This is a genomic window from Parabacteroides sp. AM58-2XD, from assembly GCF_003463685.1.
GTDB lineage: Bacteria > Bacteroidota > Bacteroidia > Bacteroidales > Tannerellaceae > Parabacteroides > Parabacteroides segnis.
In genome coordinates, this window is sequence record NZ_QSDP01000034.1 from 1 (window position 1) to 25,141 (window position 25,141).

At 46.0% G+C, this 25,141-nt stretch carries 12 protein-coding genes and 4 pseudogenes; 7 read left to right on the top strand and 9 right to left on the bottom strand.

The genetic code is table 11. The features are described from left to right. Positions 1–170 precede the first annotated feature (170 nt). Entirely contained in the window at positions 171–1,181 is a 1,011-nt protein-coding gene (locus DXA15_RS10255) for an IS110 family transposase (RefSeq protein WP_128133959.1), read from the bottom strand. Positions 1,182–1,590: 409 nt separating this feature from the next. Here DXA15_RS10255 and DXA15_RS10260 point away from each other — a divergent pair. From DXA15_RS10260 to DXA15_RS10270, 3 genes and pseudogenes are all read left to right on the top strand, one after another. Continuing rightward, positions 1,591–2,996, top strand: a pseudogene (locus DXA15_RS10260) (efflux transporter outer membrane subunit). A 34-nt stretch (positions 2,997–3,030) separates the two neighbouring features. Next, the gene (locus DXA15_RS10265) at positions 3,031–4,146 is read left to right on the top strand and encodes an efflux RND transporter periplasmic adaptor subunit (protein ID WP_128133960.1); all 1,116 of its coding nucleotides are present in this window, start codon (positions 3,031–3,033) and stop codon (positions 4,144–4,146) included. Positions 4,147–4,153: 7 nt separating this feature from the next. Next, a complete protein-coding gene (locus tag DXA15_RS10270) occupies positions 4,154–7,288 on the top strand; it encodes an efflux RND transporter permease subunit (protein ID WP_128133961.1) in 3,135 nt (1,044 codons plus the stop codon). 98 nt (positions 7,289–7,386) lie between these two features. Here DXA15_RS10270 and DXA15_RS10275 read toward each other — a convergent pair whose 3' ends face one another. Continuing rightward, the gene (locus DXA15_RS10275) at positions 7,387–11,316 is read right to left on the bottom strand and encodes a helix-turn-helix domain-containing protein (protein ID WP_128133962.1); all 3,930 of its coding nucleotides are present in this window, start codon (positions 11,314–11,316) and stop codon (positions 7,387–7,389) included. A gap of 328 nt (positions 11,317–11,644) precedes the next feature. Between DXA15_RS10275 and DXA15_RS10280 the strand changes: the two genes are divergently transcribed. Beyond that, a complete protein-coding gene (locus DXA15_RS10280; protein WP_128133963.1) occupies positions 11,645–13,111 on the top strand; it encodes a catalase in 1,467 nt (488 codons plus the stop codon). A 183-nt stretch (positions 13,112–13,294) separates the two neighbouring features. Here the strand turns inward: DXA15_RS10280 and DXA15_RS10285 are convergent, their stop codons facing one another. The 7 genes and pseudogenes from DXA15_RS10285 to DXA15_RS10315 all read right to left on the bottom strand — a co-directional run bounded on the left by DXA15_RS10285 (position 13,295) and on the right by DXA15_RS10315 (position 19,758). Continuing rightward, on the bottom strand, positions 13,295–14,137 hold the full coding sequence (locus DXA15_RS10285; RefSeq protein WP_128133964.1) for an aldo/keto reductase: 843 nt from the start codon (positions 14,135–14,137) through the stop codon (positions 13,295–13,297). A 31-nt stretch (positions 14,138–14,168) separates the two neighbouring features. Then, positions 14,169–14,431 (bottom strand): annotated as a pseudogene (locus tag DXA15_RS10290) (MBL fold metallo-hydrolase); the annotation flags it as partial. A 226-nt stretch (positions 14,432–14,657) separates the two neighbouring features. After that, entirely contained in the window at positions 14,658–15,029 is a 372-nt protein-coding gene (locus DXA15_RS10295; protein ID WP_128133965.1) for a YbaN family protein, read from the bottom strand. Between the two features lie 2 nt (positions 15,030–15,031). Continuing rightward, positions 15,032–16,005: pseudogene (fmt, locus tag DXA15_RS10300) on the bottom strand (methionyl-tRNA formyltransferase). Positions 16,006–16,008: 3 nt separating this feature from the next. Beyond that, positions 16,009–17,793 carry a chloride channel protein gene (locus tag DXA15_RS10305; RefSeq protein WP_128133966.1) on the bottom strand — a complete coding sequence of 595 codons (1,785 nt, stop codon included), beginning with the start codon at positions 17,791–17,793 and terminating at the stop codon, positions 16,009–16,011. A 1-nt stretch (position 17,794) separates the two neighbouring features. Next, a complete protein-coding gene (locus DXA15_RS10310; RefSeq protein WP_128133967.1) occupies positions 17,795–19,195 on the bottom strand; it encodes a sugar transferase in 1,401 nt (466 codons plus the stop codon). A gap of 2 nt (positions 19,196–19,197) precedes the next feature. Next, the gene (locus DXA15_RS10315) at positions 19,198–19,758 is read right to left on the bottom strand and encodes an L-threonylcarbamoyladenylate synthase (protein WP_010802933.1); all 561 of its coding nucleotides are present in this window, start codon (positions 19,756–19,758) and stop codon (positions 19,198–19,200) included. A gap of 378 nt (positions 19,759–20,136) precedes the next feature. Between DXA15_RS10315 and recJ the strand changes: the two genes are divergently transcribed. From recJ to DXA15_RS10330, 3 genes and pseudogenes are all read left to right on the top strand, one after another. Continuing rightward, on the top strand, positions 20,137–21,861 hold the full coding sequence (gene recJ, locus DXA15_RS10320; protein ID WP_007657149.1) for a single-stranded-DNA-specific exonuclease RecJ: 1,725 nt from the start codon (positions 20,137–20,139) through the stop codon (positions 21,859–21,861). A gap of 9 nt (positions 21,862–21,870) precedes the next feature. Next, positions 21,871–23,801 (top strand): annotated as a pseudogene (locus tag DXA15_RS10325) (RecQ family ATP-dependent DNA helicase). A 91-nt stretch (positions 23,802–23,892) separates the two neighbouring features. Next, on the top strand, positions 23,893–25,071 hold the full coding sequence (locus tag DXA15_RS10330) for an ABC transporter permease (protein ID WP_233567123.1): 1,179 nt from the start codon (positions 23,893–23,895) through the stop codon (positions 25,069–25,071). Positions 25,072–25,141: the final 70 nt, after the last annotated feature.

Sequence of the window (25,141 nt, forward strand, 5' to 3'; positions counted from 1 at the left end):
TTTCTTAAAGCTTTCTATCTGAGAGAAATGTGGCTAAAGCCAAAAAAGAACCTGCTTATAAACCGTCAGCTAAAGCAGACGGCAAATGAACCTGTAACAGATGAGTCACATTGACAGTTGGATAGCTCAATTATTTCTAAATTGGCACATTGGCTCATATTCTTATGATTTTAGCAAATAAATTCCGGTAAAATAGGAGAATAAAATTCATTCCTTTTGATAACAGCGAACATTCTTGCTACCAGTTTAGCCCGTAGAGCATTGATGATGGTCATTTTATTCTTTCCTTCATCCACTTTGCGTTCATAATATGCTTTCAGCTCACCACTTTTTCTATGTATTACAGCTACAGCTGACATATGCAACAGTGTTTTTATATACTTACAAGCTCTCTGCGAGACTCTGTTTTTCGAATGCTGGCTACTTCCTGAAGTATAAGCAAATGGAGCTACACCAGCATAGCAACAGAACTGCCTGGGGCTTTCAAAACGTGTAAAGGCTTCCGTCACTATTATCATATTCATGGCCACAACGCGCCCGATCCCATCTATGAACATTAATAAATCCATCTGCCGGCTTAATACTTTTGTTGACTCTATTATTTTATTCATCTCTTCTTCTATCCTTTTCAAAACCTCTTCCAAGGATTGCATTAATATTCTCAGTCTACCAGATTTGCTTTTGTATATTGCTTTGGGCAGATAATCTTTCTGATCTGTCATCTGTGCTTTATATTTCGATAAATCAACCAGATATAACGTGCGCTCCGCTTCCAATTGTTTCAAACGAGTCAATTCTTCAGACGGTCGTTTATAATAAGTTGCCTTATCATAAAAACGGGATGCGTACATAGCAATACGTTTAGCATCAACCTTATCGTTTTTTCCTCGAGTCATGCCTGAAGAGTACTTTATCTGTGTAGGATTTTCAATCCACAGTTTACAATCGGTGGATTTACAGGCACAAATCAATGGATATGTGTACTGACCCGTATGTTCTGCACAAATTAAAAAATCTTCATTTGCCATATTCAAATTCTGCTTTAATCCGTTGATCATCTTTACTATAGCTTGCGGATGATTACTCACTTGTTCCTCTGTTACAACTTTAGAATCACAAATAACACAGATGTCCAATTTCTTTTTTGATACATCTACACCGATAAAATAAAAGTTTTCCATATTTTTGTATAACCCAATTTTAAAGAGAGAAAGGAACGAGAACTTAGCCTAATAACCTTAACAACGAAGGTGTTATATTCTTATATAGGTCTGGGTTCCGGAGAGACAGAGAGTCCTAATATGAGCATGAAGCTTATTCTAATTTTCTACTGGTTCACTCACTGTCTTCCTTTCTTTCAATGATTTAACATTCTACAAAACTATTCTTTTCTATTTTATCGAAATCCTATGCGCCAAAACTAAGGTTATTTTCTATACTTGTAACATCCTCAATAAACCAAGTGGTAGAGCCGAGCAAACAGATTGTTATACCGGCTCCTTATTCCTTTCGGGCACAAAGATAAATCTTTCGATTATTCAAACCTATTTGTTCTCTAATCTGTTATGAATTAAATCTAAACAAAAAGTTATGCACATAAGTACATGGTGTTATACTATGCTTTGCCTTTTTCTGCCAATGACGCTGATGGCACAGGCTAAGCATAAGTACCTCGATCACGCATTGCCGGAAGCGTGGCAGGAGAATGACAGTAATTTCCAACAAACCCTACCCGTTGATGACAACTGGTGGAGGAATTTCAATGATCCGGTATTGGATTCCCTGATCGATGTGGCCGTGAAGCAGAACTATTCTGTGCAGATGGCTGCCGATCGTATCGCTATGGCGAAAGCAACCTGCGCATACAACAGGGCAGTTATTCACCGACGCTGGGACTATCGGCGGGATGGAACCGGCAACAAAGCAGCGGCAACACCAGTAGTTTGCCGCAAACAATCACCCAATATGCCGATGCCTCGCTCTCCATGAGTTGGGAAGTCGACGTATTCGGTAGTATCCGTAACCGGGTGAAAGCGCAGAAAGAGAATTTCGCTGCCTCCAAAGAAGAATACAACGCCGTCATGGTATCGCTTTGTGCACAGGTCGCATCGGCCTACATCAACCTGCGTGAACTGCAACAGGAGGTCGATGTAGTCACCCAAAACTGTCTGTCGCAACAGGCTGTAGTCGAAATCACCCAGAAAAGGTATGAAACCGGCCTGGTGTCAAAACTGGATGTGGCACAGGCACAATCCGTATATTACAGTACCAAGGCCTCGCTCCCCATGCTGGAAGCAGGTATCATCCAGTACACGAATGCCCTGGCTGTGCTGATGGGACTGTATCCGCAAGACGTTAAAGGACTGATCGACCATCCGCGCCCCCTGCCCGATTACATCGAAACCGTCGGAGTAGGATTCCCCGCCAACCTGTTACTGCGTCGTCCGGATATCCGTTCTGCCGAACGCCAGGTCAACGCCCAGGCCGCGACATTGGGTGCATCCAAATCCGACTGGTGGCCGCAGGTTTTCGTCAAAGGTTCCATCGGATTCGCTTCTCACGACATCGATAAGATAGCCAACCATAACAGCCTGACATATGAAATCGCACCCGCCATCTCCTGGAATTTCTTCCAGGGAGGCAAACTGGCACAGGCAACCCGCCTGGCAAAAGTCCAGTTAGACGAAACAATCAGGCAGTTCAACGAAACCGTCCTCACCTCCGTACAGGAAGTCGATAACGCGATGAGTTCCTATAAAAACTCCATCAAACAAATCGTCGCCCTCCGCGAAGTAGTCAACCAGGGCCAGCAAACGCTCGACCTCTCACTCGACCTGTATAAACAGGGACTGACGCCGTTTCAGAATGTACTGGATGCGCAACGCTCGCTGCTGTCGTATGAGAATCAATTGACACAAGCCAAAGGCCAGTCGCTCGTCTATCTGATTCAGCTCTACCAGGCACTGGGCGGAGGCTGGGACGAAAACGGGTATTAAGAAAGGTTAGTTTACCAAACTAAAAAACACAAATATGAAAACATCTGTCAGAATCGCCCTGATCGCCTTGTCGGTCCTTACGCTGGCATCGTGCAAAGGGAAAAAGCAACCGGCGGAAACAGCCGCCCCTTCCATCAGCGTGGCAACACCGGAAGTAAAAGATATTACGCTGACAAAAGACTATCCCGGTTATCTGAGTTCGGAATTGACCGTCAATCTGGTGGCCCGGGTAAACGGTTATCTCCGGACCTCCCACCTGGTGGCCGGCAGCAAAGTGAAGAAGGGAGAACTCATCTTCGTGATCGAGCCCGACACTTATCAGGATAATGTGACCCAGGCCGAGGCGGCACTTAAAACCTCCAAAGCGCAACTCGACTATGCCCGCAGCAATTACGAGCGGATGAAAGAAGCCGCCAAAAGCGGAGCCGTCAGCCAGATACAGGTATTGCAGGCCCAATCGACCGCACAGGAAATGGAAGCATCCGTCCGTAATTCGGAAGCCGAACTGAATACGGCACGCACCAACCTCAGCTACTGCTATATCCGTGCCCCGTTCGACGGACGAATCACCCGGGCCACTTACGACATCGGCAATTATATCAACGGGGCGGCGCAACCCGTCACGCTGGCTACCCTTTATAAAGATGACAAAATGTTCGTCAACTTCAATATAGAAGATAACCAGTTTATGAAAATGATGATTACCGCTGCCCAAAACGAGTCGACCGTCAAACTGCCGGAAACAATCGCCGTACATCTGGGAGACAACGGACGGCAAAACTACACCGGACAGTTGGATTATTTCTCTCCCAATGTCGACCTGTCGACCGGAACACTGAATGTCCGTGCCAACCTGGATAACAAGGACGGCGAACTGAAAAGCGGATTATACGTCACCATCACCCTGCCCTACAGCGAAAAGCGGGATGCCGTCCTGGTACGCGACGCCTCCATCGGCACCGACCAGCTGGGCAAATATCTTTATATCGTAAACGATTCCAATATCGTACGGTACCGTCATATAGAACCGGGACAGTTGGTAGACGACACCTTACGCCAGGTCGTCAGCGGACTTGAACCGAACGAACGTTACGTCACCACCGCTTTATTGAAAGTGCGTGACGGAATGAGTATTACCCCTATAAAATAAGAACGTCATGGTAAAATTCTTTATAAACAGACCCATCTTTGCCACCGTTCTTGCCCTGATTATCGTGGTTGCGGGATTGGTCACACTCAACGTATTACCCATCGCCCAATATCCGGATATCACACCGCCTACCGTACAGGTTTCGGCAGTTTATCCGGGAGCCGATGCGCAGACGGTTTCACAAACCGTCGGACTGCCTATCGAGCAACAGGTGAACGGTGTGGACGGAATGCTTTATATGAGCTCCAACTCTTCCAGTTCGGGCGCTTACTCGCTGACCATCACTTTTGCTGTCGGTACGGACATCGACATGGCTACCGTCATGGTACAAAACCGTGTCAGCATTGCACAAAGCAGTCTGCCGGAAGCAGTAATCGTACAAGGAATCACGACTAAAAAGCAATCATCCAACATCGTGATGATGCTTTCCCTCACTTCCAGGGATTCTCTTTACGACGGACTTTATCTGAGCAACTATGCCAGCCTGAACCTGACCGACCAGCTGGCCCGTCTGCCGGGAGTCGGTTCGGTAAGTGTCATGGGAGCCGGCAACTACAGCATGCGTATCTGGCTCAACCCCGAAGTCATGCGCATCCGCAACCTGACGCCGGATATGGTTTTCCAGGCTATCTCGACACAGAACAGGCAGGTTTCTGCCGGTTACGTAGGCCAGCCAATTGCAGAGGCGAACAATCCTTATCAATACACCCTGACCGTAAAAGGCCGGCTGACTACGCCGGAGGAATTTGGCAATATCATCCTGCGGACAGAGCAAGGCGGTAAAATACTCCGGCTGAAAGATATTGCCCGTATCGAACTGGGCAGTTCCTCCTACAACGTGACTTCACGGTTACGGGGACAACAGGCTGCCGCCATTGCCATCTACCAGCTGCCCGGCTCCAACTCGCTGGAAGTATCCAAAGCTGTACGGGCAAAGATGGAAGAGATTGCCTCCACCCTTCCGCAAGGCGTCGAATACGGCGTTACTCTGGACACGACAGAAGTCATCAACGCTTCTATCGACGAAGTGTTGGTGACTTTCCTGGAGACAACAGCCCTGGTTGTCCTGGTTATTTTCCTTTTCCTCCAGAATTTCCGGGCGGTAATCATTCCCTGCCTCAGTATTCCTGTTTCATTGATAGGAACGCTGGCTGTCATGGGGGCATTGGGATTCTCGGTCAACACATTAACGTTATTCGGATTGATCCTGGCGATTGCCATTGTGGTAGACGACGCAATCATTGTCGTCGAGAACTCGTCGCGATACATGGATACCGGGAAATATACGGCACGCGAAGCGGTAACAAAAGCGATGGGCGAACTTGTCGGGCCGGTTATCGGTGTCGTATTGGTTCTGTTGGCGGTATTTATCCCGACCACTTTTATTGGCGGCATCTCCGGACAACTTTACAAACAGTTCGCCCTGACGATTGCTGCCGCAACCGTCCTGAGCGGCATCAACTCATTGACATTGACACCGGCACTCTGCGCCCTGTTCCTGCGCGTCACTAACGACCCGAAGTTTGTCGTCTTCAAAGCCTTCAATAAGGTATACGACAAAACGCAGAAGATCTACGACGATGTTGTCGACCGCATGTTGAAACATCAGCTGGTCACATTGATAATCTTCCTGATCGTTTCAGCTACGGCAGCCGTCATGTTCATGCGCTGGCCTTCGACCTTCATCCCGGAAGAAGACGACGGATATTTCATTATCTCCAGCCAGTTGCCACCGGCTTCGAGCCTGCCACGCACCGAAGCCGTCAGCCAGAAAATCAACAAGATACTGGACACTTATCCGGAAGTCAAAACCTATATGGGAATAAACGGTTTCTCTGTGATGGGAGGCGGCGAACTGTCGAATACCGGTACCTATTTTGTCGTACTGAAGAACTGGAGTGAACGAAAAGGGAAAGGTCATACGGCACAAGATGTCGTCACCCGCTTCAACCGGGAAGCCTATGGCATCCAGGAAGCACAGATCTTTGCCTTGGTTCCTCCCGCCATTCCCGGCCTGGGTGCTTCCGGCGGTCTGCAACTCCAACTGGAAGACCGCAAGAACCTGGGACCGACCGAAATGCAGCATGCCATACAGACATTGCTGGAAACATACCGTACCAAACCTCAACTTCTGAGTTTATCCAGTATGTATCAGGCGAATGTTCCCCAATACCGTCTGAATATCGACCGCGACAAAGTGCAGTTACTGGGATTACAGTTGAGCGATGTCTTCTCCACCCTCAGCTATTACATGGGAGCCGCCTATGTAAATGACTTTGTCGAGTTCGGGCGTATCTATCAGGTCAAGATTGAAGCCGGCGGACAGGCGCAAAAGGTCATCGATGATCTTATGCGGTTGAGTTTGGAAAACAGTTCCGGCAAGATGGTTCCTTTCTCCGCTTTTACGGAAGCGAAACAACAATTGGGACTGGACCAGATTAACCTGTATAATATGTATTCTTCTGCCTCCATCACTTGTATTGCCAATCCGAAATACAGTTCGGGAGAAGCCATACAGGCGATGGAAGAACTCATACAGGAACAGCTGGGCGACAATTTCGGTTACGAATGGACCTCCGTCGCCTATCAGGAGACCAAAGCCGGCTCGACCACGATGTTGATATTCGGTATGGCTTTACTGGTGGCCTTCCTGGTTCTTTCGGCACAATATGAAAGTTGGACAAGTCCGCTGGCAGCCATCATGGGATTGCCGATCGCCTTGCTGGGAGCCATTCTCGGTTGTTTCATTATGGGAGTGCCCGTCAGCGTCTACACGCAAATCGGGATTATCCTGCTGATAGCCCTCTCTGCAAAGAACGGTATCCTGATTGTCGAATTTGCCCGCGACTACCGTGCCGCCGGTAATCCGATACGCGAAGCGGCCCTCGAAGCCGGACACGTCCGCCTGCGCCCCATCCTGATGACTTCGTTCGCTTTTGTACTCGGAGTCATGCCGTTATTGTTTGCCACCGGAGCAGGGGCAGCCAGCCGTGTATCATTGGGGGCAGCCGTCGTATTCGGCATGGCCATCAATACGATTTTTGCGACCGCCTTTATCCCCAGCTTCTACGAATGGATGCAAACCTTCCAGGAGAAATGGCTGGACAAAGCCTCTCCCAATAAAACTGCAACTAAAGCCTGATGCAGGTCTTTAGATTGTAAAAAGAGGATGCGCCAAAAGACTGTAACTTTTCGACGCATCCTCTTATCTATTCTGTTGCGGAATGATCACCAATATGATCAGAAAGTAATCCCGCACATAGAACTGAGTACTTCCACATCCGATTTATAAACGGTATGTTCCCATCGCCGTCCGGCATTGTACTGGTCAAATTCCTTCAACGACAATTTATCTTCATTAAGGGTTCCGACCTGTTCGGCAGACAGGATCTCTGCATAGACGAACGTTCCTTTATCCGGTTCGAGTACAAGCGTATTACGGGGTTGAATGCTCATCGACTTTTCAAAATCATCCAATGCTATAATACGGAATCTTTTCTCCCCGTCTTTATCCGCGATCAGCAAAAGATAGTCTGTTTTATGAGCCGGAGACAAAAAGAGCAGTCCGTCTACCGAATCGATGAATGCCAGTGGAGTATTGGGTTGCGATATTCCTTTTTTCAGATTCGACAGGCCGACCTCGCCATTGGCGAAAACTGCAACCAGGATATCCTCTTTATCTTCCGGATTATAAGAGAACAGGACTTTTCCCTCGCCTCCCCAAACACCTATTTTGGGACTGGGAGAACTGGCGATCTTTCCATTGGCAAACAAAGAAACGAATAAGTGCCCCGGCGTATATCCGTGGTCCGGTTTCTTTATCAGGGGGTTCGTTCGCAAACCGGATGTTTTGCACGCATACGCTTTGTTTTTAGCTTTTCCCTTCTCATTGTCTTTTTTTATCTCGCGCATCGGCGGAAGAACGGTCTCTTCTTTTACCTCTACTTCCGGCAGGAGAAAAATCTCCTGTTGCACATTACTGTCTTGTTGTACCTTAAAAATGTATTCTTTCCGTTCCTCGCTGAAGAATACCGGAAACTCAGGCTTCTTAGGTGTTGAATCCAGTTTCAGTGTACGCCTTTGTTTAACAAACTCGTCCACATTGCACACCGCCTTTGCCATACTTGAACTGCCTGTTCGGGTATATACAACCCCTTTCACCTTCACCACTTCATTGATCGGCACCACCCTAAAGGCCAATACCATCCTCCCGTCTTCATATTCATAGATCCGGCAACGGATATTTTCCTGATACCGGTTCCGGTCTTCTTCTTTTTCTCCCAACTGGCAAATGATACTTCTGTTGACTTCACGAAGGTAGACATCGCTGTCGTTACGGGCAAATTTCAAATCCTCTGCCAACCCGTTCAGATAACCTTTGTCGTTGACGCCGATATAAAGCGTTCCTCCGTCTGTATTCATGAAAGAGGCGATGACACGGGCCAAGACGACACTCTGATCTTCGCCGGCATTTTTATTGGCATGAATAAAGGCCGATGTCTTAAATTCCTTCTCCATGCCTTCGTGCCCGAAGTAGACCGGAACATATGTCTTCTTTTCTTTCCCGGGTTCCTTAAAGCCCAACAGCAAGTTGATGCTTTTATAGATAACCTCCTGCAACTCCGTATCTTTCTCCCTCAGAAAACGAACAATACTGAAATAGCGGGCCAATTCCGAAACAAGCGGGTTCTTGTCCTGCATAAAAGAGTTCAAGAGCGACAAAGAGTCTTTTTCATACAACGTCTGCATCACCCGTATCACCTGCCGGCACTGTTTCAGATTACGGCCATAACGGTTTATATCCATGAGCTCCATCTTCTTCAGCAGATCGCGGAACTTTTGTATGTTCGCTTCCGAAAAACGGGTATGATAAGGCTCCGTCATCAGCACTTCTACATTATATATATAGTCGGCACAAAGTTGGTAATAACTAGCCAACGCCTGGTTGCCGGTGAAGTTACACAAGAGACTCAATATGTTATATACATTGAACCGTTCGGTAGAATCATCCAGTTCCAAAACCAGCGAATCCACGCAAAAGATCAGTTCGCGCACCAGTTCGATCGTTAATGCCGGGTTATCAGCAAGCGTGCTCTTCACCTCTTTTTCCACTACTTCTTTGCTTTCTTCCATATCGCAAGGAGTAATATTCACATTTTCCAGGCTCAGATCTTTCAGGGCAACGAAAAAAGGGTTATTCTCTTTCTTCTGTTCGGTCAATAACACGGAGTCGCCGTCTCCTTTATAAATCTCTTTTGTCAGGAATATAAAGAAATCGCGTATATTCTCCAACACGGACCGGTCGAAAGCCGCATGGTCAGGACGAGGCACATGCGACTGTACATTGATCGTATTTTTCAGTTTGTGGGAAAGGAGACCGACATATTCAACCTTAAAGATATCTCCGATCCGGTATTTTTTATGCGAGGTCAAAGCAGTCGTAGCCGTAGCTCCGGACGAAAGCAACCACCAGACTTTCCCGTCACGAACTTCGACTACCTTCCCCAACAATGCTTTCCGCCGTACACATTCCGGATAAATAAATTCATTGAAATCCTGTATCAGGGATAAAAGAATTTCACCTTTCTCCACTTCTTTTATTTTAGCCTGAAACAATTGGTTGACAGAAAACAGATCGGAAAATCCGGGAATCATGCTATAACAGGAATTGATATAGGCAAAAGGCAAACGGGCTTTCATTCCCTGATAAGTTTTGTCGATTATTTCCGCATACATCGACATCGATTCTTTATTAATCGATAAAATACGAATATTTACCCGCTCGTTAGGCGAAGGATAGACAATCCCCGGAAATTCTTCTTCCGACTTCTTCGCAGTAAATGCTTCTTCTTCAGGAAACATCTCGACAACCGGTTTGCTGCCCTGCAAAGAAAGAGGAAAATCTTCCGCCAGCTGCTTCCAGTACAACCTGTAATCTTTTATGGTCTTACAGGCATCGAACGAACAGACCGGTTTATCGAATAAGGCCACAAACAACCTGTTATTCAACACGGACGCCCGGTCTTTGCGCCCTTTCCATAAAAGGGAAGCATGGGGCAAATGTGTACTGAGCGTAAAACCATCGTTATCGAGTGTCAGCGTATTCGATGCATTGCTATACTGTTGCCACTTAAGTGCCTGCTCAAAAACAGGACAGGCAGCATCTTCAATTGGTATCGTAACGAGTTGTTCCAACATACGCCTTTCATCATAATCACACAAACTGTCCCAGCGGATTTTGCCGTTCAGCCGGTTTTCTCCGGTTAACAGCGTATACGATTTATTTTTCAATACACCACCATAAACAGAAGGGATACGGGATAAATACCGGCAAATACGTGCAGCAATCACCGCCCGGTCAGAATCGGCAACTTCTGCCTCTTTCGATACCAGGTAGAGGAAAGCATGTATTTGTATCGCATTCGTAATAACCGGATGGACAGTGTTCCATTCATCCATGTACCATACTTCGGCAGTCTTATCTTCCACCGCCTGCGCTTTTCTTTTTAACAGGCTGTATAACTCTGCAAGTTCGTTTTTCCCGATTCGGTTGCTTGCTATCAGTTCATTGATCAAACGGATAACCAACATCAAAGCATTCGTCAGAACATCCGTGTCATAGGATAAAAGATATAATATCTGCCGGATTTCTTTTTCTGCATGCCAAAGATTCCCGCTCGCTTTCAACCTGAACAGTATGCTCGCCAGCCGAGATTCGGTCCTTTTATCCAAAATGCATTTACATGCTTCTATTTTCCCTTGCAGATTATCCATCCGCCGAAAGATTTCCTCCCGCTTCAGCTCCACATCATCTTTATAGACAGACTGCAAGTAATCCGATCCTTCACTGATCCACTTAAAAATATCCAAAGCAAGAGTAAACGCTCCGATCGCATTTTTCCTGTCTTTCTGCAAACATTCTGCATGCAGTTCTTCGAAAGCAGCGATTGCCTCTATCCAGGAAACATCATTATTCCGATATAATAGCTGTGCTTTCCTTAATAAAAGATTCGATATATGGTAACTGGACGGACATCTGTTCTTTACAATCCCTATATCCAAAGAGGTGTGAGCTGATATATAATTTACAGTCTTCGTAAAATCAATACGGGTCGATCCTTCCAGTGAAAGATTGTTTTCATATAAAGTGTTTATAGTCAGATCAGTCATATGCGTTATTCAGTTTTTTTAGTTCATATTTTTATTCAAAGCCAACAATTAGGCAAACGCCTTGATTCCTGAAGGCTAAATATACTACAATAATCTGAAAAACCAAATGAGATTGATAATTAATATCAAATCTTTATCAAGCCGGACAACCGTTTGTTGTTTCTCCTGATAAATAACCCTTATCCGCCTATCAAAATTACCTATTTGATTTCTGCTGAATAACATTTTACTTTTGTTCAATAATTAAAAACAAAAGCTGTGTCCGTTCGGTTACATTAATATTCAACGGTAGAATGTCGTCGACTATATACAGATAAAAAATTCATCTATGGAGAACAAGAAACTCACAGCTGCCAACGGTCGTCCCGTAGCAGACAATCAGAACATCCAGACAGTAGGTCCGCGTGGACAAGTGTTATTACAAGATCCGTGGTTTTTGGAGAAACTGGCCCATTTCGACCGCGAAGTTATTCCCGAAAGACGTATGCATGCCAAAGGCTCCGGAGCATTCGGTACTTTCACTGTCACACATGACATTACAAAGTACACAAAAGCAGCAATCTTCAGTGAAGTAGGCAAGCAGACCGAATGTTTCGTCCGCTTCTCCACTGTTGCCGGCGAACGCGGAGCGGCCGATGCCGAACGTGATATCCGCGGCTTTGCCATGAAGTTTTATACGGAAGAAGGTAACTGGGATTTAGTCGGAAACAATACTCCGGTATTTTTCCTGCGCGACCCGCTGAAGTTTCCCGACCTTAATCACGCCGTCAAAAGAGATCCGAAAACAAACATGCGCAGTGCAAACAACAACTGGGATTTCTGGACGTTACTTCCTGAAGCATTGCATCAGGTCACCATTACAATGAGCTCACGTGGAATCCCTTACTCCTATCGTCACATGCATGGATTCGGTAGTCATACGTATAGCTTTATCAATGCAAAGAACGAACGTATCTGGGTGAAATTCCACCTGCGGACATTACAGGGAATCAAGAACCTGACAGACCAGGAAGCAGAAGCAATCATCGCCAAAGACCGCGAGTCGCATCAGCGTGATTTGTTTGAAAGCATTGAAAAGGGAGATTTCCCTAAATGGAAATTCCAGATTCAGTTGATGACGGAAGAGCAGGCAGACAACTATCGTATCAATCCGTTCGACCTGACAAAAGTATGGCCGCACGGCGACTTCCCGCTGCAAGACGTGGGCATCCTTGAACTGAACCGTAATCCGGAAAACTATTTCGCCGATGTGGAACAAGCCGCATTCAACCCGATAAATACAGTAGAAGGTATCGGCTTCTCTCCCGACAAGATGCTTCAGGGACGCCTTTTCTCTTATGGCGATGCACAACGCTACCGTCTGGGAGTCAACTCCGAACAAATACCGGTAAACAAACCCCGCTGTCCTTTCCATGCTTATCACCGCGACGGAGCTATGCGTGTAGACGGAAACTACGGTGCCGCAAAAGGATACGAACCGAACAGCTACGGCGAATGGCAGGACTCTCCCGAAAAGAAAGAACCGCCTTTGAAAGCGAACGGCGACATCTATAATTATAACGAACGCGAATACGATGACGATTATTACAGCCAGCCGGGTGCTTTATTCCGCCTGATGCCGCCTGACGAACAGCAGCTATTATTCGAAAACACCGCCCGTCAGATCGGTGGTGCCGAACTGTTCATCCAGCAACGTCACGTACGCAACTGTTACAAAGCCGATCCTGCTTATGGCAAAGGCATTGCCGATGCGTTAGGCATCAGTCTGGAAGATGCACTGAAAGAAACAAGATAATCACTTGCGAAGGGGTTCCAGTTTCCTTAGGAGGAAACGCGCGTTTCCTGCCTGGGAAACTGGAATTCCCTCCGCAGGAAATTACCGTTTCCTAGGCAGGGAACTGGAGTTTCCTGAGCACGGAACTACGAGGAAACTGTAATCAACTCACAATTAGCCAATAAAGCCTTTTTCGTTACTTCATTATTTTACCAGATCAATCAGCCATTTCACCATCTCCGGGTCGTAATGCGAGAAGAACAGACTTTTGGCCTTATCGAGTCCGGCTATAGCCTGCATATCTTCTTCCGTCAGGACAAAATCAAACACTTCCATATTCTGAATCATGCGCTCCTTGTGAGTTGATTTGGGAATGACGATGACACCGCGCTGGATAAGGAAACGCAAAGCGGTTTGTGCCACTGATTTTCCATACTTCTCCCCTATCGTTTTCAGTACTTCGTTTGTGAAGAAATCGTTCCGTCCTTCGGCAAACGGACCCCACGACATAACACGGGTGCCGTAGCGCTCCATGATTTTCTGCGGTTCTATCTGCTGGTTGAAGACGTGTGTTTCCACTTGATTGACAGCCGGCTTTATTTCACAAAACTCTGCCAGGTCGATAAAACGGTCGGGATAGAAGTTACTTACGCCGATGGCGCGTGCCTTGCCTGCTTTACAGGCCTCTTCCATGGCACGATAAGTACCGTAATAATCGTTGAAAGGCTGATGAATCAGGAGCAGGTCGATGTAATCGCTTTGCAGTTTGCGCAGGGATTCGTCGATAGATGCTTTTGCTTTTTCATAGCCTCCGTTGGATATCCAGACTTTGGTGGTGATAAATACCTCGCTCCGGGGAATACCGCTTTTAACAAGCGCATTTCCAACCCCTTCTTCATTAAAATAAGCCTGTGCGGTGTCGATAGAACGGTAGCCGACACTCAAAGCATCCAGTACGCAACGTTCACATTCTTCGGGTGTCACCTGATAGACACCATAACCCAAAATCGGCATTTCCACGCCGTTGTTCAATTTTACTGTTTCCATAATTTATTTAATTGTTTTACGTGATACAAAATTACCGGACCTCCAACTCTACTACCTGTCCAATCTCCGGGGCAATCAGGTCCAACGAGTTTCGGGTAGCTGCTTCAAGTTCATTCTTCAACGGTTCGTCCCAGGGATGACGGGCAAGTGCGTATTTGGAATGATGGACAGTGACGAGCCTTTTCGCTTTCAGATCACGGGCAGCCTCACCTAGGCAGCCGGCATCAGATGGATATGTTGCCAGTCTTCGTTATATTGTCCGTTTTCCAGAATAGCCAGATCAATGTCCGGAAATGCAATACCAGCCACTCCCAATACGATCAGTATACCTATAATTATTCCTGCTATCATACGCCACTTACTCTTTTTTATTAAGTTCATAAACCGAGTTCTTTGTTTTTATTGATGATACAAAAATAGAACAATCCGGCGAGGTTGTTGGTAGACGAATTACAGATATAATTACCATTATTACAGTATCTATCCGTTACTCTCCTAATTATATACGGCTAAAGAAATTTTACTTTTTTGTAGGAAACGAAAGAATATGCCAGGTCACCCCGATACTTATCAGGATCAGCAAGATTTTCACCCAAAGATATTCAATAAGGAAAAGAGAAGTAAGAATGGCAGACAGCCACATCACCGCCACCGAGATAATCTTTGAACGTAGCGGGATTGCTTTGTCTACCAGATAATTTCGGATATACGGTCCGAAATAACGGTTATCCATCGCCCGGTTATATAACTTTTCGGAACTACGGATATAAAACCAGCAGGTAAGTAACCAGAAAGGAGTAGTCGGGAGCAACGGAACAAATACGCCGACTGCTCCCAATATCAGGAAGAAAGAACCCAGTGTTATATAGATAATGCGCCTGGTTTCCTTCATTATTATTCTACTGTATAATCACCGATTTGTTTGAAACCGTTGAGGAAATCTTTTATTTCCATCCGTTTCTTTCCGGCCAGCTGCAACGTCAGGAAACGAATATAACCGTCTTCAACAGCCACATCGACATAACTCTTTGCATCCGTACAGATAGTGCCGGTTGCCAGGTCATGCGAAGCCGGACGCTTTTCCGTCTTATACACTTTCAACGCCATGCGGCTTCCGTCCGGAGCAACCAACTCCGTCCATGCAGCAGGATAAGGAGAGAGCCCGCGGACAAAATCATAGATCTTCTTCAACGGTTGATTCCAGTTTATCCGACAAGTTTCCTTAAATATTTTCGGAGCCGGGCGAAGTTCTGCCGGGTCTTTAAAAAACTCTTCCTGGGGAACGGCATCCACTTTTCCTTCCAGCAACAAGTCCACCGTTTCCGTCACCAGGCCGGCACCCATAGTCATCAGGCATCGTGTACGATTCCGACATCATCCGTATCGGCTATCGACAAATGTTTCTGACGGATAATCTTGCCGGTATCTATTTCATGTGTCAGGAAGAAGGTGGTCACACCCGTTTCCGTATCGCCATTAATCACCGCCCAGTTGATGGGAGCCGCCCCACGGTACTGCGGCAGCAAAGACGCATGAAGATTGAATGTTCCGAAACGGGGCATATTCCAGACAACCTCCGGCAGCATACGGAAGGCGACTACAATCTGCAAATCAGCCTCCAAAGCACGCAACTCAGCGAGGAATGCCTCATCTTTCAACTTCTCCGGCTGCAAGACAGGAAGGTTCTGCGACACGGCATATTCCTTCACCGGGCTTGCCTGCAAGACACTTCCGTGACGTCCGACCGGTTTGTCCGGCATCGTAATCACTCCTACTACATTATATCCGCCTTCAACTAAGGCTTTCAGGCTCTCCACCGCAAAATCGGGAGTGCCCATATATACAATCCGTAACTCTTTTTTTTCCATCTTTTAATCTCCTGAAAAGTTTTCTACCAATACTTCGCGGTATGAATTAAATATCTTCGATTTCGACATAAAGCCGACATAACGTCCTTCTTCATCCACCACGGGAAGGTTCCAAGCCTTTGTATCATCAAAAACACCCATGATTTGCTCCATCGGTGTCCCGATACATATCTTAGCCGGAGCCGACACCATGAACTTGGATACATGGAACCTGTTATATAACTCCGGACGGAACATAATGTTGCGGATATTATCCAGCAACACGATTCCCAGCAAAACGCCCTTTTCATCGACTACCGGGAACGAGTTACGTCCGCTCTTTGCAATCACCTTCACCATATCTCCCAGCGACATTTCCGGAGAAACGACCTGGAAGTCCTTTTCAATCACGCTATCCGTATTCAGCAAAGTCAGTACGGCGCGGTCTTTATGATGGGTCAGCAATTCACCTTTCTGTGCCAGACGCATCGAATAGATACTGTGAGGCTCGAACATCAGAATCGTCAGGTACGAACTGATGGAAACAATCATCAGCGGCAGGAAAAGGTCGTATCCACCGGTAAGTTCCGCAATCAGAAACACACCGGTAAGCGGCGCATGCATGACGCCCGACATAATTCCCGCCATCCCCAACAATGCAAAATTCTTCTCAGAGATATACATGGTGAAAGGGAAATAATTGGAAGCATGCGCAAAAAGGAAACCGGAAATACAACCCAGATACAAGCTCGGTGCAAAGATACCACCACATCCCCCGCCGGCATTGGTCGCACTCGAGGCAAACACTTTAGTCAGCAGAATCAGGAACAGGAATACCAGGATTCCCCAGTAAGTATCATTCAAATCATAGAACAAACTCTTATCCATTATATGGGAGAACTGCCCGTTCAGCAACGAACCAATCGTGTCGTAACCTTCACCATACAACGGAGGGAAAAGAAAGATAAGCACACTCAGCATAACACCGCCGAGCAGGAACTTCTTCCAGTACACACCCAACTTGCGGTACATCCCTTCCACCCGGTTCATCACCCGCGTAAAATAAAGAGAAACCAATCCGCAGAAGACACCCAGCAACAACACGTATGGGATACGTTCTATCTCGAACACTTCTGTCTGCGAGAATTTAAACATCGCTTCCGTCCCCGTAAAAATATAGGAAACCGTCGCCGCCGTCACCGATGAAATCAGCAAAGGCAACACCGACGTCATCGTCAGGTCAAGCAACAAGACCTCGATCACAAAAACCAACCCGGCAATCGGCGCCTTAAAGATACCGGCAATTGCACCTGCCGCACCGCAACCGACTAACAGCATCAACGTCTTCTGCTCCATCCGGAACAGGCGTCCGAGATTGGAACCGATGGCCGCTCCCGTCAGTACAATCGGAGCCTCCGCTCCTACCGAACCACCAAAACCAATCGTCACCGAACTGGCAACAATGGAAGTCCAGGTATTATGAGGCTTGATACGGCTTTTGCGCTGCGAAATAGCATAGAGGATTTTCGTTACCCCATGGCTGATATCGTCACGCACAATATACTTTACAAACAACCCTGCCAGCAAAATACCGATTACCGGATAAAGCAGGTACAGGTAATTCACCCCGCTCACATCAAAATTCCCAGTAAGTAAATGCTGAATCAGGTGTATCAACTGTTTCAGGATAATCGCAGACGCTGCCGTGCATATTCCGACCAGGAAACTGATTACCAGAATAAAATGCTTTTCTTTTATATGCTTGTCCCTCCACAACAGGAACCTGTAAAATAAACCTTCTTTTGCCATTTCAAATACCTTTACCTGTAAATACCGTTCTCACCGTATAAATCAAAATTGTTATATCCAGCACTAACGACATATTTTCATAATATAATATATCATACTTTAAACGCTCTATCATCTTATCGACATCATTGGCATAACCGTATTTCACCATTCCCAATGAAGTAATACCCGGTCTCACATTATGCAACAAATAATAAAAAGGAGCTTTTTTCACAATCTGGTCGATAAAATACTTCCGTTCCGGCCGTGGACCGACGATTGACATATCGCCTTTCAGTACATTCCAGAACTGCGGAAACTCGTCCAGCCGGTATTTCCTCAATATATGGCCGAACGGAGTAATCCGTTTATCCTTCTCCGATGAAAGCAGAGGGCCGTTATCTTCCGCATCCACATACATCGTCCGGAACTTATAGATATAAAAAGGTTTCCCCATATATCCAATCCGTTCCTGACGGAAAAAGACCGGTCCCAGCGAATCTTTCTTCACCCGCCAGGCTATATAAAGATACATCGGCGAAAATATCAGCAAGACCAACACAGAGACAACCTTATCCATCACAAACTTTATATTCTTTTCCACCGCCGACAGGTTATTCTCCGTCACATTCACCAGCGGAATCCCGCGGATTGTCTTTATCTTCACCTGCGACAACATACTCAACTTATCCGCCAACACCTTGATTGGCAGTTTATAATGATAAAGCGAATAAAGAATCGTAAGCAGTTTTTTGTTGTCCTCCGTTTCGGCAGCCAGTACCAGTTCATCAATTTTCTTATCTGCCACAACCGAAGCCAATCCGGATAAAGTTCCGGCAACCAGCTCTTTCTCCACTTCTACCGGAGCCGCATCATCTTCGGGAATAAAACCTGAAATATGGTATCCCATCCGGTGCAAATCACCTGCAATACGGGTTGCTTTCTTCCCGGCACCGATAATGAGCACGTTCATTGCCAACTCCCGGCTTTTAATCTTCCGCAAACCGCTCTGTGTAATTACCAGGCGGGGAATATACGTCAGAAAGAACTGCAATCCGAGAAGGACGAAGAACAACTCATAATAAATATGGAAAGAGCGAGGCAAATCATTCAGCACCACAACAAAAAATATAAATACCACTCCGATTAGTGTCGTCACAAACGTAGAGAATAACTCCGTCAGTCTTGACTTACCGAATGGTTTGTTGTAGTAACCCGAAAAATAATATAATATCAGCCAAAAGAACGGAACGAACAACTGTCCCTTCACCACCTGTACATACCCCAGATAGCTGGTAAAGGAAGTAGCGCCCTCATATACTGCCAGTTCTTCATAGCGCAGCCAGTTAAATAAAAACCAGGCTACGGCTGCCGATATAAAATCCGATAATATGTATTTTGCGGCCTCTCTGCTTCTTTTCATTATTATCTGATCACCTGAATAAGACCTCCGGCACCCAATTTAATGATGTTCGACGGTTGTGCCTTGCTCATATCATCCTGGCGGTAGGAAACGATATAATCCACACCATTCTTTATTACCTCGGACACTTCAGAGAAATTGGCCGGAGACAATTCCCCGCTCACATTGGCAGAAGTAGAGACCAACGGTTTACGGAAACGCTCACATAACTTATGGGAAAATTCTTCATTGGTAATACGGATACCTACACTACCGTCGTCAGCCAGCAGATTCTTTGCCAGGTTCTTCGCATTCGAATAAATAATAGTCAGCGGCTTGTCCGCTACTTCTATCAAATCCCAGGCAATATCCGGAATATCGTTCACGTACATATTTAATTTGGCAGAACTATCCATAAGAACCAGCATAGCCTTATTGTCTGCTCTTCTCTTTAACTCGTACACACGCTGTACGGCATCCTCGTTGGTCGCATCGCAACCAATCCCCCAGATAGTATCTGTCGGATAAAGGATTATACCCCCTTCCTGCATCACTTCGCAGGCTTTTTTAATATCTTCCGTCATTGTTTTTTAAAATATTGTGACAAATATACAGGTTTATTTTCCAACTAACGATATAAACAGAAAATAATTGTATGCCACAACCACCGCCAAGCAAATGAAAGTTTTCCACCGCCGGCTGATACCATTGAACAACCATAGGAAGTGTATCAGGTTTCACAAACTGGAAATTTTATTGTTAATATTTCGCCAGCCCCACCAAAATTCTCCATTTTAATTTCTAACTTTACGGATTCAAAAATAATAATTTGCCAATAGTCCAATATGCAAATGTGCCAATCCTGGAAATCAGGATTTTATAAGGTATTATCATTAGCATATGGGCACATTAGTAATTGGCACATTATTTTTAGGGAGATAAAAAGAAAAAAACAATATATAATGATTAACAAATGGAATTTTCAAACCCCGACAGAAGAAGAATTACATAAGAGAGATGCACTGGCAGCCGAAATCGGTTTCAGCCCGGTCATCTGTCTCCTGCTTGTTCAGAGAGGGATTACGACGGCCGAAGAAGCCAGAAAATTCTTTAAACCCAATCTGAACGATCTGCATGACCCGTTCCTGATGCCGGATATGGATAAGGCGGTGAAACGGTTGAACAGAGCCTTGGGCAATAAAGAAAAGATTCTGGTTTACGGCGACTACGATGTAGACGGTACGACTGCCGTATCGCTTGTGTATAAGTATTTAAGACCCTATTCATCGACGTTGGATTATTATATCCCCGACCGGTATGACGAAGGGTACGGTATTTCTTATAAAGGGATTGATTATGCCTCCGACAACGGAGTCACATTAATTATTTCGCTCGACTGTGGAATCAAAGCAATCGAAAAGATTGAGTATGCAAAGACAAAAGGCATTGACTTTATTATCTGTGACCATCACATGCCGGATGATACATTGCCCGATGCCGTTGCGGTGTTGGATGCTAAACGCGTTGATTCCATCTATCCGTACGAGCATCTGTCCGGTTGTGGCGTAGGCTTCAAATTTATGCAGGCTTTTGCCAAAAGCAATAACTTCCCTTTCTCCGAACTGGAGAAATTACTGGAACTGACGGCTGTCAGCATTGCATCCGATATCGTGCCTATTACGGGAGAAAACCGTATCCTGGCTTATTACGGACTAAAGCAATTGAACAGTAATCCCAGCCTGGGACTGAAAGGCATCATCGACATCTGCGGACTTACCGGGAAAGAGATAACCATCAGCGACATCGTTTTCAAGATCGGTCCGCGCATCAATGCATCCGGACGGATGATGAACGGAAAAGAAGCAGTCGACCTGCTTCTCGCCAAAGATGTAGAATCAGCCCGCGAGAAGAGTGAAAACATCAACCAATACAATGACGAACGACGCGAACTCGATAAGAAAATAACCGACGAGGCCAACGCCATCATCGATGAATTCGCCAATATGGAAGACCGGAAAGCGATAATCGTTTACAATCCCGGCTGGCATAAAGGAGTTATCGGAATCGTTGCGTCGCGCCTGACGGAAAAATATTACCGCCCGGCTGTTGTGCTGACTAAATCATCCGAACTAATCACCGGTTCTGCCCGCTCAGTTACCGGTTTCGACATTTATAAGGCAATAGAGAACTGCCGTGACTTACTGGAAAACTTCGGGGGACATACCTATGCCGCCGGCCTTTCTCTGAAAGAAGAAAATCTGGACGAATTTACCGAGCGTTTCCTGAAGCTGGCTGCCGACGAGATTATCCCCGAACAGATGATCCCGCAAATCGACATTGACGCCGTTCTCGACCTGAAGGACATCAATACCAAGTTCATGAGCGAACTGAAAAAGATGAATCCTTTCGGACCGGACAACCAGAAACCGGTATTCTGCTCGTTGAACGTGAAAGATTACGGAACAAGCAAGCTGGTCGGCAAAGAACTGGAACATATCAAGTTGGAACTGATAGACGACAAATCGAACACGCCCATCCATGGCATCGCTTTCGGAATGCATCAGCACAGCCCGCATATTAAAGGGATGAAACCTTTTAATATCTGCTATACGATTGAAGAGAATACATATAACGGAAACACGACCTTGCAACTCATGGTTAAAGACATAAAGGTCGATGACATATGAAGGGAACCGGTGGACGTCTACCATAAGATATTAGAAAAGTATTGGGGATACCCTGCTTTTCGTCCTTTACAGGAAGATATTATTCACTCCGTTTGTGAGGGGAAAGATACACTCGGGCTAATGCCGACAGGGGGAGGTAAATCGATTACCTTCCAGGTTCCGGCTTTGGCAATGGAAGGAATATGTATTGTCGTAACCCCGCTGATCGCTCTGATGAAGGATCAGGTGGATAACCTGCGCCGGTTGGGGATAAAAGCAACTGCCGTCTATTCGGGCATGACCCGCCAGGAGATTATCGCCCAGCTGGAAAACTGTATCTTCGGCGATTATAAATTCCTGTACGTTTCGCCTGAACGGTTAGGGACCGATATATTCAAAAGTAAGCTACAGGCAATGAATGTTTGTCTGCTGGTTATCGACGAAAGCCATTGTATTTCGCAATGGGGATATGACTTCCGTCCTTCTTACCTGAGCATTGCCGATATCCGGGAAGATCTTCCGGTGTGCCGGTTCTTGCCCTGACGGCAACAGCTACTCCGGAGGTAGTGAATGATATCCAGGAACGGCTACATTTTAGGGAAAAGAATGTATTCCGGAAAAGTTTCGTCCGGAAGAACCTGTCCTATATCGTCCGTCAGACGGAAGATAAGATAAACACATTGATATACATTCTGGGAAAAGTTCCCGGAACGGCCATCGTTTATGTGCGCAACCGGAAACGGACAAAGGAAATTGCAGTCTTGCTTCAGCAAGCCGGCATATCAGCCGATTTCTTTCATGCCGGCCTCAACCGCGACGACAAAAACCTTCGCCAGAACCGTTGGAAGAATAACGAGTGCCGGGTAATTGTCTCGACCAATGCATTCGGGATGGGTATCGACAAGCCGGACGTACGTCTGGTGGTCCACATGGATATGCCCGGATCGCTGGAAGAGTATTATCAGGAAGCCGGACGCGCCGGACGGGATGAACAGAGGGCTTACGCTGTCGCTTTGTGTTCCAATATAGATTGTACAAAGTTGAAGAAACGGCTGGCCGATGAATTTCCGGACAGGGATTTTATCAGTCGGGTGTACGATGCTTTAGGTAATTATTATCAGATAGCAATGGGTTTCGGACTGGATACAGTACACGACTTCTCCCTGGTCGATTTCTGCACAGCCTATAAGTTTTCGCATCTACAAGCACATCATGCCCTAAAGATACTTGAACTGGCAGGCTACATAGAATATACGGAAGAACAGGAAAATGCTTCTCGTCTGGTATTTACCGCCACACGTGACGAGCTTTACAAATACCTGCATCAGGATAAAAAGACGGACGAGGTTATACAAACGATACTCCGTTCCTACACCGGCCTGTTCTCGGATTACGTATATATTAATGAAGGGCTGATCTCTACCCGTACCGGACTGAGTCAGCAGGAGATTTATGAAGTGCTGGTCGGACTTTCCAAATACCGGATTGTCAATTACATCCCTCATAAGAAAACACCTCTCATTATCTATACCCGTACCCGGGAGGAGATTAAATATCTGTCTATCCCCCGTTCGGCTTACGAAGAGCGTAAAGAACGTTTTGAAAGCCGTATCAACCGGGTCATGGAATACATCAACGAAAACCGGATATGCCGGAGCCGGATGCTGATCTCTTACTTCGGTGAAAAAGGGACTTCCGATTGCGGTTGTTGCGATGTATGTCTGGCAAAAAACGATTCGGGTCTGAACAACCATACGTTCAATGCCATCCGTGACGCATTGCAGGAGGCTTTGACCGACAGTCCGCAGGAGGCTAAGAAACTGACGGAGAACCTACCTTTTCCCGCTGACAAGATCATCACCGTAATCCGCTACCTGGCCGATCACGATGAACATTTTTCGCTGGAAGATGGAATAATAAGCCTTACAAAAATGAACACTATGTCCGATAACGAACAGTAAAAAGTATGTCCATAGACTGAACAACAGGCTTTTACCTTTATGGCACAGACTTTGTTATTATAGATTCCAAACAATAATAACAAAGTCTTCTATGTATAAGGTCTATCTCAGGCAGGCTATGCAGATGCTGAGACAAAACAAGTTCTTTAGCATCATTTATATAACCGGTACCGGTCTGGCCATTACGATGGTCATGGTACTGGCTATCTTATATTATTTCCGAACAGGAAATATCGCTCCGGAAACCAACCGTGACCGGATGCTGGTCATACAGCACGGAAAAATTCTAAACAAAGTGGAAGGTCAGGGAAACGGAAGTAGCCGGCTTTCTTATCCGACCATCAAAGAATGCTTTTATTCAATGCAGACTCCGGAGGCTGTCACTGCCATCCTCCCGATCGGAGAACAAACCGAATTTATACAAACCCCGGGGAGTGATGAAGTATACAACGGACTTGTGATGGGTACAGATGTTACATTCTGGAAAATATTCCAATTCAGATTCCTTGCCGGAAAACCTTATACGGAAGAAGAGTTTACCTCCGGAATCAGAAAAGCTGTCGTGAGCGAATCACTGGCACGCAGGCTGTTCAATACATCGGATGCAACAGGTAAAACATTTCTGCTGAACTTTGAAGAGTACCAGGTCTCCGGCGTTGTGGAAGATGTACCTTCCATAGCACAATTCTGTTACGCTGAAATGTGGATACCTTTCACCAACCGTCCTTCACAGATACAGGGAAGTAAATGGTGTGATTTTATTTTAGGTTATATGCAGCTTTATATCCTGGCAAAGAAACCAGGCGACTTTGATGCAATCCGCCGGGAAGCCGAAGAAAATTGTCGGCGTTACAGTGCAAATATTCCACAATATAATTTTGTACTAAACGAACAGCCTGACACCGTTCTACGTGCCTGGTTACGCACAGATTCCTTCTCCTGTCCGGAATTCATGAAAGTCTTTATACAAATCTTTTCAGTAGTACTCCTTCTGTTGTTGGTTCCTTCCATCAATCTGACGGGAATGACTGCATCACGCATGAAAAAACGCATGGAAGAATTAGGTATCCGTAAAGCGTTCGGGGCCCAGAACAGAACATTGCTTTTGCAGATATTATATGAAAACCTGCTGCTCACATTATTAGGCGGACTGATCGGATTATTGATCTCCTACGGATTGATATTTATGCTGAAAGGATGGTTGCTGGGTAATTACGACTGGGACGCAGTTCGCTCACCGCCTCTATCGATCTTTCTCCCGGCATGCTGATCAACCCCGCAATTTTCGGATATACGCTGATCTTCTGCCTGGTTTTAAATCTGATGTCCGCTCTCGTTCC

Bases quoted from the DNA above. Each gene is read 5' to 3' on its own strand.
- DXA15_RS10310 (WP_128133967.1), bottom strand. From the start codon at position 19,195: ATGAAAAGAAGCAGAGAGGCCGCAAAATACATATTATCGGATTTTATA.
- DXA15_RS10315 (WP_010802933.1), bottom strand. From the start codon at position 19,758: ATGACGGAAGATATTAAAAAAGCCTGCGAAGTGATGCAGGAAGGGGGT.
- DXA15_RS10255 (WP_128133959.1), bottom strand. From the start codon at position 1,181: ATGGAAAACTTTTATTTTATCGGTGTAGATGTATCAAAAAAGAAATTG.
- DXA15_RS10280 (WP_128133963.1), top strand. From the start codon at position 11,645: ATGGAGAACAAGAAACTCACAGCTGCCAACGGTCGTCCCGTAGCAGAC.
- DXA15_RS10285 (WP_128133964.1), bottom strand. From the start codon at position 14,137: ATGGAAACAGTAAAATTGAACAACGGCGTGGAAATGCCGATTTTGGGT.
- DXA15_RS10295 (WP_128133965.1), bottom strand. From the start codon at position 15,029: ATGAAGGAAACCAGGCGCATTATCTATATAACACTGGGTTCTTTCTTC.
- DXA15_RS10275 (WP_128133962.1), bottom strand. From the start codon at position 11,316: ATGACTGATCTGACTATAAACACTTTATATGAAAACAATCTTTCACTG.
- DXA15_RS10305 (WP_128133966.1), bottom strand. From the start codon at position 17,793: ATGGCAAAAGAAGGTTTATTTTACAGGTTCCTGTTGTGGAGGGACAAG.
- DXA15_RS10270 (WP_128133961.1), top strand. From the start codon at position 4,154: ATGGTAAAATTCTTTATAAACAGACCCATCTTTGCCACCGTTCTTGCC.
- recJ (WP_007657149.1), top strand. From the start codon at position 20,137: ATGATTAACAAATGGAATTTTCAAACCCCGACAGAAGAAGAATTACAT.
- DXA15_RS10265 (WP_128133960.1), top strand. From the start codon at position 3,031: ATGAAAACATCTGTCAGAATCGCCCTGATCGCCTTGTCGGTCCTTACG.
- DXA15_RS10330 (WP_233567123.1), top strand. From the start codon at position 23,893: ATGTATAAGGTCTATCTCAGGCAGGCTATGCAGATGCTGAGACAAAAC.